Annotated in this window: 1 rRNA gene; it reads right to left on the reverse strand. The window is 52.0% G+C overall.

Features of this window, described 5'->3' with window-relative positions:
• A 23S ribosomal RNA gene (locus BAA9072_RS24030) occupies window positions 1-256 on the reverse strand; the annotation flags it as partial.

Genomic DNA, 256 nt, shown 5'->3' on the forward strand with positions numbered 1-256 from the left:
TCTCCGCTACCCACACCTCATCCCCGCACTTTTCAACGTGCGTGGGTTCGGACCTCCATTCAGTGTTACCTGAACTTCATCCTGGACATGGGTAGATCACCTGGTTTCGGGTCTACGACCACATACTAAAATTCGCCCTATTCAGACTCGCTTTCGCTGCGGCTCCGTCTTATCAACTTAACCTTGCATGGGATCGTAACTCGCCGGTTCATTCTACAAAAGGCACGCCATCACCCGTTAACGGGCTCTGACTACT

Origin of the sequence: Rossellomorea arthrocnemi (assembly GCF_904424705.1) — a bacterium.
In the GTDB taxonomy this organism is placed as follows: domain Bacteria; phylum Bacillota; class Bacilli; order Bacillales; family Bacillaceae_B; genus Rossellomorea; species Rossellomorea arthrocnemi.